12 protein-coding genes are annotated in these 16,455 nt (G+C 69.8%); 7 read left to right on the top strand and 5 right to left on the bottom strand.

Annotation, left to right across the window (positions count from 1 at the left end):
• Positions 1-71 precede the first annotated feature (71 nt).
• On the top strand, positions 72-1,592 hold the full coding sequence (locus tag ACFY36_RS07355) for a CBM96 family carbohydrate-binding protein (RefSeq protein WP_499745055.1): 1,521 nt from the start codon (positions 72-74) through the stop codon (positions 1,590-1,592).
• A 274-nt stretch (positions 1,593-1,866) separates the two neighbouring features.
• Positions 1,867-4,278 (top strand): putative bifunctional diguanylate cyclase/phosphodiesterase, encoded by a 2,412-nt coding sequence (locus ACFY36_RS07350; protein WP_499745054.1) that lies wholly within the window; start codon positions 1,867-1,869, stop codon positions 4,276-4,278.
• Positions 4,279-4,454: 176 nt separating this feature from the next.
• On the opposite strand, the gene ACFY36_RS07345 is transcribed toward ACFY36_RS07350, so the two are convergent.
• Positions 4,455-6,539 (bottom strand): ArnT family glycosyltransferase, encoded by a 2,085-nt coding sequence (locus ACFY36_RS07345; RefSeq protein ID WP_499745053.1) that lies wholly within the window; start codon positions 6,537-6,539, stop codon positions 4,455-4,457.
• Between the two features lie 153 nt (positions 6,540-6,692).
• Here ACFY36_RS07345 and pgi point away from each other — a divergent pair, with 153 nt between their 5' ends.
• The 3 genes from pgi (at position 6,693) to ACFY36_RS07330 (ending at position 10,797) form a co-directional block, all read left to right on the top strand.
• Positions 6,693-8,324 (top strand): glucose-6-phosphate isomerase, encoded by a 1,632-nt coding sequence (gene pgi, locus ACFY36_RS07340; protein ID WP_499745052.1) that lies wholly within the window; start codon positions 6,693-6,695, stop codon positions 8,322-8,324.
• 33 nt (positions 8,325-8,357) lie between these two features.
• Positions 8,358-9,422 (top strand): winged helix DNA-binding domain-containing protein, encoded by a 1,065-nt coding sequence (locus tag ACFY36_RS07335; protein ID WP_499745051.1) that lies wholly within the window; start codon positions 8,358-8,360, stop codon positions 9,420-9,422.
• A gap of 64 nt (positions 9,423-9,486) precedes the next feature.
• Positions 9,487-10,797, top strand: a complete 1,311-nt coding sequence (locus tag ACFY36_RS07330; RefSeq protein WP_499745050.1) for a glycosyl hydrolase family 18 protein — start codon at positions 9,487-9,489, stop codon at positions 10,795-10,797.
• Here the strand turns inward: ACFY36_RS07330 and ACFY36_RS07325 are convergent.
• Both ACFY36_RS07325 and ACFY36_RS07320 read right to left on the bottom strand, forming a co-directional pair.
• A complete protein-coding gene (locus tag ACFY36_RS07325; protein WP_499745049.1) occupies positions 10,775-11,722 on the bottom strand; it encodes an FAD-dependent oxidoreductase in 948 nt (315 codons plus the stop codon). The two genes, ACFY36_RS07330 and ACFY36_RS07325, sit on opposite strands and share 23 nt — an antisense overlap.
• A gap of 5 nt (positions 11,723-11,727) precedes the next feature.
• Entirely contained in the window at positions 11,728-12,693 is a 966-nt protein-coding gene (locus ACFY36_RS07320; protein ID WP_499745048.1) for an FAD-dependent oxidoreductase, read from the bottom strand.
• A gap of 138 nt (positions 12,694-12,831) precedes the next feature.
• Here ACFY36_RS07320 and ACFY36_RS07315 point away from each other — a divergent pair, with 138 nt between their 5' ends.
• Both ACFY36_RS07315 and ACFY36_RS07310 read left to right on the top strand, forming a co-directional pair.
• Positions 12,832-13,737, top strand: a complete 906-nt coding sequence (locus ACFY36_RS07315; RefSeq protein WP_499745047.1) for an SCO2521 family protein — start codon at positions 12,832-12,834, stop codon at positions 13,735-13,737.
• Positions 13,734-14,651: a DUF6879 family protein gene (locus ACFY36_RS07310; RefSeq protein WP_499745046.1), complete on the top strand. Its 918-nt coding sequence runs from the start codon at positions 13,734-13,736 to the stop codon at positions 14,649-14,651. The genes ACFY36_RS07315 and ACFY36_RS07310 overlap by 4 nt, the downstream gene beginning before the upstream one ends.
• On the opposite strand, the gene ACFY36_RS07305 is transcribed toward ACFY36_RS07310, so the two are convergent.
• Together ACFY36_RS07305 and ACFY36_RS07300 are read right to left on the bottom strand one after the other, a co-directional pair.
• Positions 14,636-15,541, bottom strand: a complete 906-nt coding sequence (locus tag ACFY36_RS07305) for an SCO2522 family protein (protein WP_499745045.1) — start codon at positions 15,539-15,541, stop codon at positions 14,636-14,638. The genes ACFY36_RS07310 and ACFY36_RS07305 overlap by 16 nt on opposite strands.
• A complete protein-coding gene (locus ACFY36_RS07300) occupies positions 15,538-16,455 on the bottom strand; it encodes an SCO2523 family variant P-loop protein (RefSeq protein WP_499745044.1) in 918 nt (305 codons plus the stop codon). Before ACFY36_RS07300 ends, ACFY36_RS07305 begins: the two co-directional genes overlap by 4 nt.

Raw genomic sequence — 16,455 nt, 5'->3', positions numbered from 1 at the left:
CCTTCGACGCCGGAATCTCTTACCCATGCCCGGCCGCGACGGTGCCGGACACAGCGGGGGAGTTCGAGAAGTTGCGTCGTTCGAAGCTGCAGAGGTATTCGGTCCTGACCGCCGTGCTCGCTGGTGCGGGCGCCACCGCCCTGACCGGCGCCACGGCCGTCGCCGGCACCGGCGCGACGATCAAGCTGGCCGCCGGTGACGACTCGTACGTCTCCACCACGCGCACCGGCACCGTCTTCGGCGCCGAGGACAAGCTGGTCGCCGGTGTGATCGGCAAGGAGACCAAGACCTCCTTCCTGAAGTTCGCGGTTCCGGCCGGCACCAAGGTCGCGTCGGCCCGCCTGACCCTGACCGCGCAGGCGAAGTTCGCCGGCCAGCTCAGCGTCCGCAAGGTGACCAGCACGGCCTGGACCGAGGGCAAGCTGACCGGCGCCACCGCGCCCGCGCTCGGCGCCGTGCTCGGCACCGCCACCCCGAACGGCACCTTCTCGGTCGACCTCGGCAAGTCGGTCACCGGCCCCGGCACGTACGCCTTCGCCTTGACCTCATCCTCTTCGGCCATGCGCTTCAACTCGGCCGAGGCCAAGACCGGCGCCCCGGTCCTCGAGGTCACCACGGAAGGCGACACGTCGCCGCCAGTGCCGGCGGCAGGAAAAGACTGCACGACGGGTGACAAGCTCGTCCCCACCTGCGGCGTCCTCTGGGGCGCGGCGGCCGGCGGCTTCACCGACGCTCCTCGCGACCAGGCCCTGAAGGACTGGGAGAAGCTCAGCGGCCGCACCTCCACGATCTTCCACACGTACCACAAGGGCGACGAGGTCTTCCCGACCAAGGCCGAGATCGCGATGACCTCCGACGCGGCCAGCCCGCGGGTGCTGCTGACCAACTGGAAGATCGCGTACGGCTCGAACTGGGCCAAGGTCGCCAAGGGCGAGCAGGACAAGCGCATCGACGCCTTCGCCGCGCGCGCCAAGGCGTACGGCAAGAAGTTCTTCCTCGCCATCAACCACGAGCCGGAGAACGACGTCGTGGCCAAGGCCGGCTCGGGCTTCGAGGCGAAGGACTTCGCCGCGATGTACCGCCACACCATCGAGCGGCTGCGGGCCAAGGGCGCCACCAACGTGATCAACGTGATGGCGTACATGGGCAACGAGAAGTGGATGGCGCAGAGCTGGTGGAAGGACCTGTGGCCGGGTGACGACATCGTCGACTGGATGGGTCTCGACTCGTACGTCAGCGCCGAGAAGGGCTACTACCACTACGGCAAGTTCAACGACCTGCTCGACCGCGCGCCCACCGGCGGTGGCACCGGCTTCTACGAGTGGGCCACCACCAAGCACGCCGCCAAGCCGATCATGGTCGCCGAGTGGGGCGCCTACCACCGCGTGAACAAGGTCGCCGACAAGGCGCCGGTCTTCCAGAGCGTCCTGCCCGAGCTGGCCAAGCGGCCCGCCATCAAGGCGATCGTGTACTTCGACACGGCCAAGGACGACGAGGGCGACCGCGACATCAGCATCAACAGCACCGCGACCTCGCTGGCCGCTTTCAAGAAGCTCGCCGCCGACCCGGTCTTCAAGGTCAAGCTGGGCTGACCTGGCGTGAACGGTGAGGTCAAGCGAATCCCAGGTGTCTTGAGACACCCACTGTTCACGTTCGTTTGACTTCCCGTAGCCCCGTCTTTCCGTAACGTTAACGACCGACGTTGGAACGTTGAGAGGGGGTCCGCCATGGCGAAGAAGTCCAAGAAGGACAAGAAGGACAAGAAAGACAAGAAGAAAAAGAAGAAGTGATCTTCGCGCGGCGGCTTCCGAAAGGGAGCCGCCGCGTTTGTCTCAACTGCCCCGCCCCGGCCCCGATCATGCGGGCATGGGCGTCGTCACCACCATCGCCGCGCTGGCCGCTGCCGTGGCCGGTCTCGTCGTCGTGTCGCGCCGCGGCGGCCGGCTCCGGCTGGCCTGGGCCGCTCTCGTCCTGGGCATCCTCGGCGGTCTCGTCGCCGGGCATCTCGTCCTGGTCGTCCTCGCCTCCCTGAGCCTGTCGGCGATTCCCCGGCCCCCGCGCACCGGGCTGGCCCGGCTCCGCGTGGCCGTCGACACGCTGCTGATCACCACGTCCCTCATGGTGATCTGCTGGAACCTCGTCATGCAGCCGGCGATCGCGGCCGGTCATCCTCAAGCCATCGGCCGTCCGGTGGCGGACGTGATCCTGGGCGCGGTGGCGCTGTGCGCGCTCGCCCGCTGCCGCCCCGGCACTCCCGGCGCGACGGCGCTGGCGCTGACCTCGACCGCCGTGTTCCTCCTGGCGGTGGCCGACGCGATGGCGATCCGGCTCGGCAGCGGGGATCCGGTCGCCCTGGCCGGATATCTGCTCGTGCTCGTCGCGGCCACGATCGCCACGCGCCGCCGGCTCGACGACGCCACGGTCCGCCAGGAGGCGGCCGCCCACCGGCGAAACGTCAGCGTCCTCCTCCCGTACGCGGTCGTGGTCCTGACCTTGATCGTCGGGCTTTTCTGGATGTCGTCCGGTGGCTCGCCGTCGCCCTTCGGCACGTGGTGCCGCTACTTCTCGATCTTCCTGATCGTGGTCCGTGAGGCGATCCTGCGCGCCGACAACCGGCAGCTCGCCCGCAGCCTGGAGGAGCGTGTCGCCGCCCGCACGGCCGAGCTTCAGGGCCGCGAGCAGCGGTTCCGGGCGCTGGTCGAGCAGAGCTCGGACTCGCTGGCCATCCTCGACGCCGACTCGACCATCCGCTATCAGAGCTCGTCGGTCGAGCGGATCTTCGGATATCGCGTCGAGGACCTGGCCGGCCGGCGGGTCGTCGACGTCGCCGGTCCCGTCGTCGCGGCGCGGATCGACGAGGTCATGCACGGCGCGATCACCACGTTCGAGATCCCGCTGCGCCACGCCGACGGCGTCGAGCGCCGGGCCGAGATGACGATCACCAACCTGCTCGGCGACCCGCACGTCCGGGGCCTGGTGCTGAACACGCGCGACGTCAGCGAGGCCAACGACCTCCAGGAACGGCTGCGCCACGACGCGTATCACGACGCGCTGACCGGCCTGGTCAACCGCACCCTGTTCCGCGAGCGGCTGGCCGAGGCCGCCGCCCAGGGTGAGGTGGCGATCCTCTTCCTCGACCTCGACGGCTTCAAGGAGATCAACGACAGCCTCGGCCACGCCGCCGGCGACCAGCTGCTCGTGCGGGTCGCCGAGAGGCTGCGCGCCGCCGATCCGGAGGTCGCCCGCCTCGGCGGCGACGAGTTCGCGGTGATCGTCTCGTCCGGCTCGCCCACCGACGTCGCCGACCGCGTCCTGGCCGCGTTCGAGGCCCCGTTCGTCATCGACGGCCGCGAGGTGCACGCGGGCGCCGGCATCGGCATCGCGTCCTCGGTGGACGCGAGCGACATCGAGCAGTTGCAGCGCAACGCCGACCTCGCCATGTACAAGTCGAAGGACGCCGGCGGCGGCATGTGGACGGCCTATCACCCGAGCATGCACGACGAGCTGATGCGGCGGGTCTCGCTCGCCGACGACCTGCGGCACGCGCTCGACCGCGACGAGCTGGTGCTGCACTATCAGCCCACGGTCGACATGCGTACGGGCGCGATCGTGGGTTTCGAGGCGCTGGTCCGCTGGCAGCATCCGGCGCGGGGCATGGTGCCGCCGCTCGATTTCATCGGCGTCGCCGAGTCGACCGGCCTGATCGTGCCGCTCGGCCGCTGGGTCATGGAAACGGCGTGCCGGCAGGCGGTCGAGTGGGGCGGCGTGCACATGGCGGTCAACGTCTCGGTCCGCCAGTTCGAGACCGGCGGGCTGGCCGGCACGGTCGCCGCCGTCCTGGCCGGGACGGGCATGCCACCGCACCTGCTCACCCTCGAGATGACCGAGAGCGTCCTGCTCACCGACACCGACGAGAACCTGGCCCGCATCACGGAGCTGAAGGCGCTCGGCGTCACCCTGGCCATGGACGATTTCGGCACGGGCTATTCGTCCCTGGCCTACCTGCGCCGTTTCCCCATGGACGTCCTCAAGATCGACCGCTCCTTCGTCGACCGTCTGGGCGGCGATCCGGCCGACGACGCCATGGTCCAGACGATCATCCGCCTGGCCCACCGCTTCGGCATGCGCACGGTCGCCGAGGGCATCGAGAACGCCGCCCAGCTGGCCATCCTCCGCGACATGGACTGCGATTACGCCCAGGGTTTCCACCTCTCGCGGCCGCTGCCGGCCGCGGAGGCCACCCGCGTGCTGACGGCTCCTTTCGAACTAGCCTCCTAGGACGCAAAAGCGGAAGTTGTACGCGTCGTCGGACACCCAACCGCAGCGGCGCGGCTCCGGGCTCTTCGGAGCGAGCTGAGTGGGACACCGGGCCGTAGGGCGGCATCCGGGGCGAAGACTTTGGTCGCGCGAAAGCCCCGCGCCCGGACGGGCGCGGGGCTCCTGTCGTGACCGGTTCAGCTGGTCAGGTCGTAGACGGTGCTGCTTCCGACGGTGGTCGCGGTGTAGTTCTCGGCCACCCAGGAAGCGATCTTGCTGGCCTCGGTGGTGGTGCCGCCCATGCCGCCACCGCCGCCCATCCCGCCACCGGAGATGTAGTAGTGGATCTGGCCGGCCGCCACGTAGGCCTGGAACTGCTCCAGCGTCGGGGAGGCGTCGCTGCCGTTCCAGCCGCCCAGGGCGATCACCGAGGTGCCGGAGGCCAGCTCGAGGTCGGCGGCGGAGGTGGCGCCGCTGACGGCCGCGCTCCACTTCGTGGTGCTGGCTTCGAGGAGGGCGTTCAGCTCCGTGTTGCTGCTCGTGCCCCCGCCCATGCCCCCGCCGCCCGGCCCGCCGCCGTTGTTGGCCGTGCCGTCCGCGGTCGCGCCGTCGGTGGTCGCGCCATTGTTGGCCGTGCCGTCCGTGGTGGAGCCGCCGTTGGTCGTGGCGCCGCCGTTTGCCGTGCCGTCCGTCGTGGACGAAGAGCTGTCCGAGGACGAGTCCGTGGTGCTCGATGAGCCCGGGGGAGTGCCGTTGCGGTTGGGCGCACCACCCTGCGTACCCCGGCCGAAACCGCCACCACCCATGCCGCCGGCGGCGGACGACGGTCCTGACGTGGGAATCGAGCCGGTGTGCGCCACCGTGACCGTCGCCGCCGCGTAGGCCGCCCCGCCCGCACCCGCCGAGAGAATGGCGGCGACCAGGGCGACCATCCCGAAGCGGCGAAGCCGCGAAGCCGGCACCAGCAGGGCCAGGGCGAAGACCACGCCCAGCGCGAGCGACGCCCAGCGCAGCACCGGCAGCCAGTCGGCGCGGCCCAGCAGCACCCAGCCCCAGACCGCCGTGGCCAGGACCATCGCCGCCAGCGTGACGCGGCCCCACAGGCGGGAACGGTAGAGCCAGAGCACCCGGCCGCCGACGCCGATCAGCGCGGCGATGCCGGGGGCCAGCGCGACCGTGTAGTACGGGTGGATGGTGCCGCTCATGTACGAGAACGTGATGCCGGTGACCAGGACCCAGCCGCCCCACAGCAGCATCGAGGCGCGGGCCCGGTCGGTGCGCGGCGCCGTCCATGTGGCCGCCAGCACGGCGACCAGGGCGATCAGCGCGGCCGGCAGCAGCCAGGAGATCTCCAGGCCCATCGATTCGCCGAACAGGCGGCCGATGCCGGTGGCGCCGCCGAAACCGACGTTGCCCCCACCGCCGCCGCCCCCTCCGCCGTTGCCGGAGCCGCCGAGGATACGGCCGAGTCCGTTGTAGCCGAGGGCCAGCTCCCACAGCGAGTTGTTCGTCGAACCGGCGATGTACGGGCGGCTCGACGCCGGCCACAGCTCGACCAGCAGGACGTACCAGCCGGCCGAGACGACCAGGGCCAGGCCGGCCACGAGCAGGTCGCGGATCCGCTTGCCGAGGCCGGTCGGCGCGGCGACCAGATAGACCAGCGCGAACGCGGGCAGGACCAGGAAGGCCTGCATCATCTTGGTGAGGAAACCGAAGCCCAGGAGTACGCCGGTGAGCGCCAGCCACTTCCACGAGGCCTTCTCGACCGCGCGGACCGTCGTGTAGGCGCCGGCCGTCATCAGCAGCACGAGCAGGGCGTCCGGGTTGTCGTAGCGGAACATCAGCACCGCGACCGGGGTGAGGGCGAGCGCCGCCCCCGCGGTCAGGCCGGCCGCGGTGCCGAACCAGCGCTTCACGGCCGCGTACAGGAACCAGACGCTGGCCACGCCCATGAGGGCCTGCGGGGCCAGGATGGACCAGCTGTTCACGCCGAAGATCCGAGCGGACAGGCCCATGACCCACATCGCGGCCGGTGGCTTGTCGACGGTGATGGCGTTGCCGGCGTCCAGCGAGCCGAACAGCCACGCCTTCCAGCTCTGCGATCCGGCCTGCGCGGCCGCGGCGTAGAAGCTGTTGCCGTAACCCGAGGCGCTCAGGTCCCACAGATAGAGGACTGCGGTCGCCGCCAACAGCACCAGGACGGGCCACCGGCGGTCTCTCCTGGGAACCGGGGCCTCGTGCCGGGGCGCGGCGGCCGCTGGTCGTTCCATCAAGGTCGTCATGGCGTCCACCCTCGGGGGCCGGGCCGTGCCGGCTCTGTGGCCGGCCTGTGGGCGGTCTATGAGGTAGTGATCTCCACTGCGTCGCCGTCGCCGCGCTCCGATTCGTGCCAGGATGAGGATGAGAGTCCGGGTTTCGAGCGAGAGACAAGGTCAATGAGCGAACACGTTTCCGACAGCGCCGAGTGGCAGGCGCTGCAGGGCCACGCGGAGAAGTTCTCGGCGGTGCACCTGCGCGACCTGTTCGGCAGCGACTCCAAGCGCGCCGAGCGCTTCACCGCGAAGGTGGCCGACCTGACCGTCGACTACAGCAAGAACCTGGTCACCGACGAGGTGGTCTCGGCGCTGCTGGCGCTCGCCGGCAAGGCGAAGCTGTCCGAGCGGATCGCCGCGATGTTCGCCGGCGAGCACATCAACGTCACCGAGGACAGGTCCGTGCTGCACACGGCGCTGCGTCTTCCCCGGACGGCCAAGCTGGTGGTCGACGGGCAGGATGTGGTGGCCGAGGTGCACGAGGTGCTCGACCGCATGGGAGCGTTCAGCGACAAGGTGCGCTCGGGGGAGTGGACCGGCCACACCGGTCAGCGCATCAAGACGGTGGTGAACATCGGCATCGGCGGCTCCGACCTGGGACCGGTGATGGCTTATGAGGCGCTGAAGGCGTACAAGGCCCCGGAAATCGAATGTCGCTTCATCTCGAACATCGATCCCACTGATCTGTACGAGAAGACCCACGACCTCGACCCGGCGTCCACCCTGTTCGTCGTCGTCTCCAAGACCTTCGGCACCCAGGAGACGCTGACCAACGCCACCGAGGCCCGCAACTGGCTGCTCAAGGGCCTCGGCGGTGACAACGCGGCGGTGGCCAAGCACTTCGTGGCGGTCAGCACGAACGCGTCGCGGGTCAGCGACTTCGGCATCGACACGGCGAACATGTTCGGCTTCTGGGACTGGGTGGGCGGGCGCTACTCCCTGCCCTCCGCGGTCGGCCTCTCCGTCATGATCGCGATCGGCAAGGAGCAGTTCGCCGACATGCTCGGCGGCTACCACACGGTCGACGAGCACTTCCGCACCCAGCCGCTGGAGAGCAACGTCCCGGCCCTGCTGGGCCTGCTGAACGTCTGGTACGACACGTTCCTGGGCGCCCAGTCGCACGCCATCCTGCCGTACTCGCAATACCTGCACCGCTTCGCCGCTTACCTGCAGCAGCTGACCATGGAGAGCAACGGCAAGTCCGTACGCCTCGACGGCAGCTCCGTGGGATATCAGACCGGCGAGGTCTTCTGGGGCGAGCCCGGCACGAACGGCCAGCACGCGTTCTACCAGCTGATCCACCAGGGAACGAAGCTGATCCCGGCCGACTTCATCGGCTTCAGCACGCCCAACCACGACATCGGCGAGATGCACGACCTGTTCATGTCGAACTTCTTCGCGCAGACGGGCGCGCTCGCGTTCGGCCGTACGCTCGAGCAGGTCCTGGCCGAGGGAACGTCCGAGGAGATCGCCCCGCACCGGGTGATGCAGGGCAACCACCCGACGACGACGATCGTCGCCCCGAAGCTGACCCCGGCCGTGCTGGGCCAGCTGATCGCCCTGTACGAGCACATCACCTTCACCCAGGGCACCATCTGGCAGATCAACTCGTTCGACCAGTGGGGCGTCGAGCTGGGCAAGGTCATGGCCAACCAGCTGGCCCCGAAGCTGACCGCCTCGTCGGCTCCGGCCACCGACGACGACTCGTCGACGAACAACCTGATCGCCCTGTACCGAGCGGTCCGCGGCCGCTGATTTCTGTCGTACCCGGGGCCTAGGGTCGTCGTCATGGATGGGACGACTGCCCTAGGCCTTCGCATGTCCGCGCTGTTCCCCTCGGCCGTGTCCACGGTGGCTGAGGTGGTGGAGTGGTTCGGGGCGATGCAGGCACAAGACGTGAACAGCGGCCTGTGGTCCTTCGGCGCGCGGCTGCCCGGCTTGACCCTGGCCGACGTCGAGGCCGCGGTGGAGAGACGCGAGGCCGTGCGAACATGGCCGATGCGCGGGACGGTCCATTTCGTGCCGCCGCAGGACGTCCATTGGATGCTGGAGCTGATGGGCGTCCGGGCCCTGGCCGGTGCCGCGAAGCGCCGCGAGACGCTGGGCCTGTCGGAGGCGGACGTCGACCGCGCCGTCGACATCCTGGGAACAGCGCTGGCCGGGGGAGGGCGTCTGACCCGGGCCCAGTGCCTGTCGGTCCTGTCGGAGAAGGGCGTCGACTCCAGCGGCCAGCGCGGCTACCACCTTCTCTGGTACGTGGCTCAGCGCGGCGTGACGGTCATCGGCCCCCACATAGGCAAAGAACAGAGCTTCGTCCTGCTGGACGAGTGGGTCCCGTCGCCGCGCCGCCCGTCCCGTGAAGAGGCGCTGGCCCTGATAGCGCTCCGCTACTTCCGAAGCCATGGCCCCGCCACCCGCAAGGATTTCGCCGGCTGGACAGGCTTGACCATGGCCGACTGCAAGACCGGCATAGCCGAAGCCGGGTTGGAGACGGTAGACGTCGACGGCGTCGAGATGCTTGTAGCGCCCGGCTTCTCTTACGGGGCACTTCCGGACTGGCGAGCGCTGCCGGGCTTCGACGAATACATGCTCGGCTACAAGGACCGCTCTCTGATGGCCACGCCGGAACAGCTGGCGGCGATCATTCCGGGCGGCAACGGGATCTTCCAGTCGACGCTGGTGAAGCAGGGGCGGGTCATGGCGACCTGGAAGCGGTCGATCACCGCCAAGGGCGTCACGGTCACCGTCATCCCATTGGTGTCCTTCACTGCCAAAGATCGCCGGGCGGCCGACGACGCCCTCGCGGTCTACGCGTCCTACCTGGGGCTGCCCCTGACTGTTAAGAACCCTTGATATTTACGAATGTGAACTCCATGATGTGGGTGTCGCACGTCACGCACGCATCGAGGGAGTCGCCATGGGTGTCCGTCGTCTTGTGTTAGCGCTGGTCACCGGGGTGGCGGTGGCGGCCGGCTCCTCGTTGCTGGTCGCTCCCGCCGGCGAAGCGGCCGTCGCCTGCTCGTCGGTGACGTGGAGCGAGGGCCCGACGTACACGGCCGGTCAGCAGGTCACGTACAACGCCCACCTGTACCAGGCGCTGGTCACGCACACGGCCTGGGCCGGCACCGGCTGGAACCCGGCCGCGACGCCGACCCTGTGGAAGGACCTCGGCGCGTGCACCGGGGGCCCGACGACCCCGACCACCCCTCCCGTGACGACTCCTCCCACGACGACTCCTCCGGTCACCACCCCGCCGACGACCACGCCGCCGGCCACCGGTTGTGCCGTCAAGGGGCGGCCCGCCGGCAAGGTGCTTCAGGGATACTGGGAGAACTGGGACGGGGCTTCCAACGGCGTACACCCGGGAATGGGCTGGATCCCGATCAACGACAGCCGGATCACGCAGCACGGCTACAACGTGCTGATGGCCGCCTTCCCGGTGATCCGTTCCGACGGCACGGTGCTGTGGGAGAACGGCATGGACGCCGGCGTCAAGGTTCCCACCGCCGCCGAGATCTGCGCGGCCAAGGCCGCCGGCGCCACCGTCCTGATGTCGATCGGCGGCGCCACCGCCGGCGTCGACCTGAGCTCGTCCGCCGTGGCCGACCGCTTCGTGGCCACGATCGTGCCGATCCTCAAGCAGTACAACTTCGACGGCATCGACATCGACATCGAGACCGGCCTCACCGGCAGCGGCACCATCACCACCTTGTCGACCTCGCAGGCCAACCTGATCCGCATCATCGACGGCGTGCTGGCCCAGATGCCCGCGAACTTCGGCCTGACCATGGCCCCCGAAACGGCCTACGTCACCGGAGGCAGCGTCACCTACGGCTCGATCTGGGGCTCGTACCTCCCCATCATCAAGAAGTACCTGGACAACGGCCGCCTGTGGTGGCTGAACATGCAGTACTACAACGGCTCCATGTACGGCTGCTCGGGCGACTCGTACGCCGCCGGCACCGTGCAGGGCTTCACCGTGCAGACCCAGTGCCTGAACAACGGCCTCACCATCCAGGGCACCACGATCCGCATCCCGTACGACAAGCAGGTCCCCGGCCTCCCCGCCCAGCCCGGCGCCGGCGGCGGCTACATGACCCCCGCCCTGGTCACGCAGGCGTACAACAGCGTCCCGTCCATCAAGGGCTTGATGACCTGGTCCATCAACTGGGACGGCTCGAAGTCCTGGACCTTCGGCGACAACGTCAAGCGCCTCCAGGGCCGCTGAGCAGACCCCGCACGATCTCCGCGACGTCGCCGGCGCAGCCCCACGAGGTGCTGACGCCGGCGCCGCCGTGCCCATAGTTGTGGACCAGGTGCCGCCCGCCGCCACCCAGATCCTCGGCCTCCAGCCGCACCGTGGGCCGCATCGGCCGCAGCCCGACCCGGTGCCCGAGCACCTCGGCGCCGGCGACCTCCGGGAACACCTTCGCGCAGCGTTCGACGATGCGTTCCGCGATGGCCGGATCGGGGACGGCGCTCTCGTCGCCGAGGACGGCGCAACCGCCCAGCAGGAGAGTGGGGCCCTGCGGAATCAGGTAGGTCATCTCCTCGACGAAGTCGGTGTACTCCAGGAAGAAGCGGTCGAGACCCGGGTTGCGAACGATGACGAGCTGCCCGCGGCAAGGTGTGACGGACGGATCCGGCACCAGGTCGCGAGCGCCGAGGCCGGTGCAGTTGACGACGATCGGCGCCTCCGCGAAACCGTCCGCGAGCCGGTCCAGCCGTCCGGTCACCATCTCACCGGTGAACTGCCCCACCAGCCACGTCAGATACGTCGGCATGTCGGTGACCGGCGCCTCGTACCGCCAGCCGGTTACGAACCCCGGCGGCAGGTCGGCCGGCTCGCACGGCGTCGCCCATTCGGGAATGGCCACCGGAGTTCGGGAGGCCTCCACGCCCGCGGTCACCCGCACGCCGGCCGAGGGGTCGCCGGCGATTCCGGCCAGGACGTCGAAGCTGGTTGCGGTCCACCGTCGTACGTCCGGATGCTCGGCCAGCTCCGCGTCCCAGATCGCCCCGGCCGCCGCCGAGGTCGTGTCCGCCGGCGCCGATGCCGCGCGGACCCGTACTCGAAGGCCTTGCTCTTGCAGGCGGATGGCGGTGGTCAGGCCGACGACACCGGCACCGACCACGAGAACGTCGCTTGTCACATCCCTCAGGCTATTGCCCGCACCAGGGAGAGCACGTCATCGGCGCAGCCCCAGGAGAGGCTGACGCCGGCCCCGCTGTGCCCGTAGTTGTGCACGACGCACCGGCCGTCGCCCAGCTCCTCGCGCTCGACGCGCACCTCGGGCCGCGACGGCCGGATGCCCGTACGGTGCCCGAGGATCTCGGCGCCGCCGATGGCCGGGAAGATCTCGCTGCACCGGCTCACGATCGCCTCGGCGATCCGGATGTCCGGTCGCGGCTCGGTCTCACCCTTCTCGGCGCTGCCGCCCAGCAGCAGCACATCCCCTTGCGGCAGGAGATAAGTCATCTCGCCCAGCTCATCGGTGTGCTCGGCGAAGAAGTCGGTCAGACCCGGATTGCGTACGGCGACGATCTGCCCCCGAATCGGCTGGACCGACGGATCGGGCACCAGCTCCCGTGCGCCGGCCCCGCTGCAGTTGACCACGACGTCGCTGTCGGCGAACGCGGCGCCGAGGGTGGGCAGACGTTCGCCGAAGATCAGCTCGCCACCCGCGTCGAGCAGCCTTCTGTGCAGTTCCAGCAGGTAGGTCGGCATGTCGATGAGGGGCGCGGTGTAGCGCCACCCGCTGGCGAAGCCCGGCGGCAGCTCGGCCGGGTCGCACTCGCGATAGCCCGGCAGGCCCGGGGCCCACCCCGGGACGGGTATCGGGACACGGGAGGCCTCGACCCCGTCGACGACGCGTACGCCCGGAGACCCGGCCGAAGCGAGCTGGGCGAACACGTCGTAGGACCGGGCGGCCCACTGCTCGACCCGCGCGTGCTGGGCGTAGATCGGATCCCAGATCGCCCCGGCCGCGGCCGAACTGCTTTTCCGCGGCTCGTGTTCGGCGCGCAGACGCACGCGAAGGCCGCTCTCGGCCAGGAGCACGCCTGTGGTCAGGCCGGAGACACCGGCGCCGACGATGAGAACATCGGGTCGGTCATGGGTCACGTTCCGAAGCTAGCGGTGATCGACCCGCCGCCGGTGCAGCGACGTGACCGGTTCTCCGGCGGCTGCCGCTTTTCGCGTCTCGCGCTTGCCGGCCGCCCCATGGGATGGTAGTCGCGGGGCTACGAATGGTGGTGCGACTTGCTCATCGTCGGTGAGGTCCACACCGGTCTGCTGCGCGGGCACGGCCCCGTGAGCTCCGCCGAGGCCGGCCTGCTGGTCGACCTGGTGGCCGGCGAGCCGGTGCTGCGCCGGGAACGGCCGCGCGCGTACGTCCGGTCGCCCGATCGCCCCGTCGGCGTCGACTGCCCACTCGGCGCGCCGGCCCGTCAGGTCCGTGGCATCGGCACCGTCCTGCAACGCGCCGCGATCACCGGCGGTCATGTCGTGCAGGGCACGGCCTGGGCGACGGTGGAGCCCGTCGCGGGCGGCGCCCGGCGGCCCTGGTCGCATTATCTGGCTCGGCCCGGAGTGATCGAGGCGGTCGGCCGCTGGCGCCCCGGCGAGCTCGCCGCGGGTTTCACCGGTGCCGAACGGCCGCCGAGCGCCCTCGACCTGGGGGAAATAGCGGGACGGGCGTCCGACATGGTGCAGCGGGCGCTGCCCGGTGGCGGGCGGTTGCGCCTTCCTCGCACCGGGCTGAGGTTCGTCGTCGAGCGGGCCGAAAGATCCGAGCTGTCCCGCTTCGCCGTGCACGACGACCGGTTACGGCTGCTCCACGTTGTCGTGCCGTCCGACGCCGAGCCGGAGCCGCTCCTGGCCTTCGCGGAGGACCTGGCGCTGCACGACTGGCTGCTCACCTCCGTCATCGGCATCCTCGAGCGAGCCGCCATAGGCACGTTGCCGCTCGACGAGTCGCTGCGCCGGCTGCGCCCCGCCGTCGACTATCTGCTTCATCTCTGGCTGCCCGCCGGGACCGAGTGGCTCTGGGCGGAAGCGGAGAGACAGGCCGCGCTCACCCGTCAGTGGGTGTTGCTGCGCGACCGCATCCGCGACCAGCTCGCGCTCGGAGCGGTGGAGGCTCTGTCGGCGGCGGTCCCGCGGTGAGCGCCCTGCGCATGGCGCTGGTCGCCGTCGCCACCGGCGGCATCACCTACCTGATCACCAACGGGCTGGATCAGCCGGCGGCGGTCAGCCTGATCCTCTCCGTCCTGATCGGCGGCATCGCGCTGATCATCCGTTTCCTGGTCAACTTCGAGAAGAGGCTAACCACCGTCGAGAAAGTCCAGAGAGACAGCGTCGAGGACACCAAGAAGCTCGTCGGCGACGCGTTCGCCGAGATCAGCGACGCCACCGCGCTGTTCGGCCTGATCGAGGCGTCGGCGCTGCAGACCGACCTGGTCACGCAGCTCGTACGGAACTCGACCACCATCTCGCCCGACTCGCCGCCGATCGTCTACCAGTTCGTCCAAGCGAAGATCAAAGAGACGTCCGACTTCCTCAAGCAGCTCGCCGAGGGCGGCACGGTCACCTATTACGGCGAGGACCGCGACTGGCTGCTCGGCCTGACCCGGCACGCCACCGAGAGCGTCGACGCGATCAGCATGGCCGCCGTCGACCACGATCTGTGGCAGAGCGAGATCGGTCAGCGCTATCTGGACGCGCAGCGCCGCGCCGCCCGGGCCGGCAAGCGGGTGCGCCGCATCTTCGTGCTCGACGACCCGGCCATGGAACACGATCCCGGCCTGCGCACTGCCTACCAGGAGCAGCGCGAGATGCTGATCGACGTACGCCTGCTGGACCGCTCCACCGTGCCCACTCCGCTCCAGGTCCAGGTGCGCGATCTCATCATCTTCGACGACACCCTGGCGTACGAGACGACACCGACCACCACCGACCCGCGGCTGGCGCAGGTGGCCGAGACCCGGCTGGTGTTGACCGATTCGCGGGTCAAGGAATGCGCGCAGCTCTTTCGCGAGCTGTGGGAGATCTCGCGGGAGCTGGGTCAGAGCAGGGAGTAACCGATGCGGCCCACCGTCTCGCCGGGCAGATCCAGGCCCTCGCCCCGGGCCCGGTCACGGACCTGGGCCGCGGCGGCCGGATCGATCGCCACGGCGCCCAGGATCGTGCGTACGGCCAGCTCGATCGGCAGGAACCGGGAGTCCATCACGGTGAACGTGCGGTAGGCGCGGAACGGCGCGGCTCCCGGATTCAACCTGACGACCGGTGGCATGAGATTCCACTCGGCCGGCAGCTCGCCGGTCGCCACCGGGACCGGCTCGGCGACCGGTTCGCCCAGGTGACGCAGCAATCCGAGACGTTGCAGCTGCCACACCGCGGCCAGGAACGGGCAGGACCACAGACGCTCGCCGCCCGGCTCCTCGCTCCACAGCTCGACGTCCACGAAGATCGAGTGGTTCTGGACGGCGCTCTGTCGGGCCGGCCGCCATTCCCGCGGCGCCGCCATCGCCGACGCGGGAAGGGAGGGAGAACGTTCGCCGTTGGTGAGCCAGCCCGTGATCTTGGTGGCCGGGCGGCCGTTCGCCCCTTCGGCCGGCTCGTCCACCAGGTGATCCTCCACCAGCCGGGCCACCTCGACGCTCCCGGCCCGGGCGCAACCGGACTCTCGGGCCACGTAGTCGATCGTCAGCCCTTCCGCGGCGGCCGCCTCGACCAGCATCGACACCACCTCCCGCGGCGTCGAGAACCGGGTGAAGTAGTCGTCGATCAGGAAACACGTGCTGATCCGCGGCCGGCCGCGCGCTGCGGAAGCCTCCCGCACGGCGGTCTCGGCCCACGGCCGTACGCGATGGAACTGCTCCCGGAGTCGTGCTTCGCCCCCGGCGAAGTCGTCCATGTAGAGGTGACCCAGCTCGACCGACAGGTGCGACAGGGCCACGGAGCGGGTCACAGGCCGACCCACGCGTTCTCGTCGACGATCTTCTTGGACAGCTCCTCGAACGCGGCGACCGTCCGCTCGTTGGCCGTGCGGTGCAGCCACACGTCATCGTTCGAGATCAGCTGCTCCTGCCATTGCAGCACCGGATCGAGCGGCACCTCACCGATCATGTTGAGCCGGCCGACCCCCTTGCGCGAGGCCAGATCCTGCAGGCGCCGGTTGCAGACATCGAGCCAGGCCAGTTGCTCGGGCCGCAGACCGGCCTGATCCGGTGAAGACGGATCCAGCACGGCCGTACGCACGAACCGGATCGACTCCCGCAGCCCGGCGGTGTCATGACCCAGGCGCCCGCCGGTCTCGATGATGCCGGAACGGCCATAGACGAGGCCGCTGGCGGCGATGATGTGCTGCCGGGTCCAGCGGTGGAAGACCAGCCAGCGCGCCGGCACGTGTCGCAGCGCCTCGTGCCGGGTAGCGGCCAGAACGATCTCCGTCGCGTACGATCGCCCAGCGCTCAGATCGACCAGGATCAGGTCGTACTCCTCGTCGAGCCGCTGGAACAACGTGACGCACCGTTCGACGATGCCGGCCGCCGATGGGAACTCGCCGCCCCCCGCGTCGCCGGGCAGGAGAGTCAGCCGTCCCGCACCGGGTGGCCGGCTGCGCAGAGCTTCCCGCTGCGTGCCGGCCCACACATTGATCCGCTGTGGCTCCGCCTCGCCGTCGAGCAGATAGCTGTGCAGTCCGCCGGACTCCACCCCGGCGACGGCCTCCGGCAGGTCGAAGATGGCCCCGGCGGTCGGTGAGCCGAAGTCGAAGTCGAGATAGCAGGCGTCGTAGCCCTGCAAGGCGTGCCGGTAGGCCAGGTTGCTGATGGTCACGGACCGGCCTGTGCCGCCCTTGTCGGACGTCCCGAAGACGAGCAC

The organism is Actinoplanes sp. NPDC000266, from assembly GCF_042899005.1.
Lineage (GTDB): Bacteria > Actinomycetota > Actinomycetes > Mycobacteriales > Micromonosporaceae > Actinoplanes.
The sequence above is the reverse complement of the archived record's forward strand: the minus strand, read 5'-3'. Positions and strand labels throughout refer to the sequence as shown.